Source organism: Bacillus sp. AP50 (genome assembly GCF_040492675.1).
In the GTDB taxonomy this organism is placed as follows: Bacteria; Bacillota; Bacilli; order Bacillales; family Bacillaceae_G; genus Bacillus_A; species Bacillus_A cereus.
On record NZ_JBEUTW010000517.1, the window covers coordinates 1 to 2,289 of the forward strand.

Here is a 2,289-nt window from a genome sequence, read left to right on the forward strand (position 1 = left end):
AGAGAAGAACAATTTCTTATTTCGATAGTATGAAAAGGAATTACTTACTATTAAGACAGAACATTGCCCTGATTATTTTTTTGAAATGGAAGATAGTAAAGCTGAAATTCATAGGAAGGAGGATATAGATGAATGAGTTAAACAAAAGTATTGGGGAAAATATATATGTTAAATTAATCGGTGAAAAAAGGTTTAAAGGTATATTAATAGACGTAGGAAATGACATTATTGTTCTTTACAATGGACAAGACTATGTATATATATCTTTATATCATGTACAATACTATAAATTTTTAAGAGCACATGACGAAGACATACTAAAACCAGATGTCGATTCTGTAATTAAGAGGGAATCCCCTTCAATTTCTTTGAGAAAAGTATTAAGTACTTCTAAAGGGATTTTTACAGAAGTTTATGTAGCAGGAAATGCTCCAATACATGGTTATGTTACAAGTGTGATGAACGACTATATTGTTTTTTATAGTCCGGTTTATAAAACGGTATATATATCTTTAAAGCATTTAAAATGGTTAATTCCGTATAAAGAAAACCAAGTACCGTATGCCCTCAATAAAAATGAACTCCCCGTAAATCCGTTAAATATTACATTAGCTAGAACATTTGAAGAACAGCTTATTAAAATGACTGGGAAAATTATGGTGTTTGATTTAGGTGAGGAGTCCAATAAAATTGGAAAAATGGCGAAAATTGATGAAGGTCATATTGAAATATCAAAAGCACGTGATGCAAAAATGTATGTGAATATTCAACATGTAAAATCCGTCCATTGTCCGTAGATTAGTTGGAAGGGCTGACTTTTTCTTTTATATGCAGAAGAAAAGGTCGAGCCTATTTGTTTTAGTTTAATTTGAAGATGAGGGGAAAAATGAATTGAATATAAACATAGTATAGTGTGATTTTTTAAAAGGTAACTTTGCACTAACTTATAAAAATTGTGTACGAGCTATCTTTTTATGTATTCAATTTATTTTTTGAGGAGGAGCTGCTCAACTAATTTATTAAAGGGGTTTTGTTTGTGGAGCAGTTTCCGAATTCGTTATCAATTACATTGCTTGGTAGTGCTGGTGGAGCAGCAAAAGCAGTTTTAGCAATTTTAAATCAAGCGATAGCAAATGAAAAAGATCCAATTTATGAAGTATTAAAGAATGCTAAATTTCATTTGGTGGATATAAAACAAAAAGATAGGAATTATTACGATGAGTTGTTTTCGAATTTGAAAGATCAATTATATTTATATGAGATAAACCTTCAAAATGTAGTGGAATTTAAACAACATTTAAAAGAAAAAAGTACGAGTGTTGTGATTGATGTTTCAGGGGCAGATACAGTTAGAGTATTAAGCTGCTGTAATGAATTAGGAATTTGTTATATTAATTCAGCCTTGGAAAATGAAGCAGTAGATCAGGACGACAGCTTAATCGGCTTTCAGCTTACGGAAAGATATACAAGGTTTGAGAAGGAGAAAGAGAAATTTACAAATACAAAAGCGATTATAGGTTCAGGTATGAATCCAGGTGTTGTTCAATGGATGGTTGTTGAGCTTATGAAGGAACGACCAAATGAAAGGCCAAGAGCATGTTATATTGTAGAACATGACACGTCGTTTTTGCATGATACAGCACTTATAAAGCCACATACACTTTATGCTTCATGGGCAGTAGAGCGATTTTTAGATGAAGCAATCTGGAGTTATCCGATGTATATGAGTCATCATCGGCCTCTTTACTTTTATGAAGATGTATATGCTTCAGAGTATAAAGTGAAGTTAGGAGAAAAAGAATTCTATGGTTGTTTAATGCCACATGAGGAAGTATTAATTTTAGGGAAAAACTTCAATATGGAAGTTGGTTTTCTTTACCGAATTAATGAGTATACAACAAATATAATTAGACAGAACTTAGATCAAGTAGAAGATTTATGGAACTGGAATCGTAAAGTGTTTAATCCAGCGGAAGAAGAGGTTGCTGGAGAGGACTTGGTCGGTGTGTTACTCGTTTATGAAAATAGTGAGACATATATGTATAATGTAATGAATAGTAGCCAAGTTTTTCGTAAATATAAAACGAATGCAACGTATTTTCAGGTAGGGTGCGGAATTTATGCGGGCTTGTCTAGTTTACTTTTAGATCAATTTGAACAAGGTGCTTATTACGTCGAGGAGTTGTTATTAAATACAGAAAGTAAGTACGGTGAGTATTTAAATTTATATATGAAGGATTTTGTAATAGGGCATAATAATTTTACTGATGGATTGTTACATGATAGGGT

Annotated in this window: 2 protein-coding genes; both read left to right on the forward strand. The window is 31.9% G+C overall.

All coding sequences use genetic code 11. The features are described from left to right. Positions 1–128: 128 nt before the first annotated feature. Positions 129–797, forward strand: a complete 669-nt coding sequence (locus ABWK52_RS25770; protein WP_001004266.1) for a hypothetical protein — start codon at positions 129–131, stop codon at positions 795–797. A 239-nt stretch (positions 798–1,036) separates the two neighbouring features. Continuing rightward, on the forward strand, positions 1,037–2,289 hold a 1,253-nt coding region (locus tag ABWK52_RS25775; RefSeq protein WP_353772223.1), incomplete at its 3' end, for an S-adenosylmethionine decarboxylase related protein.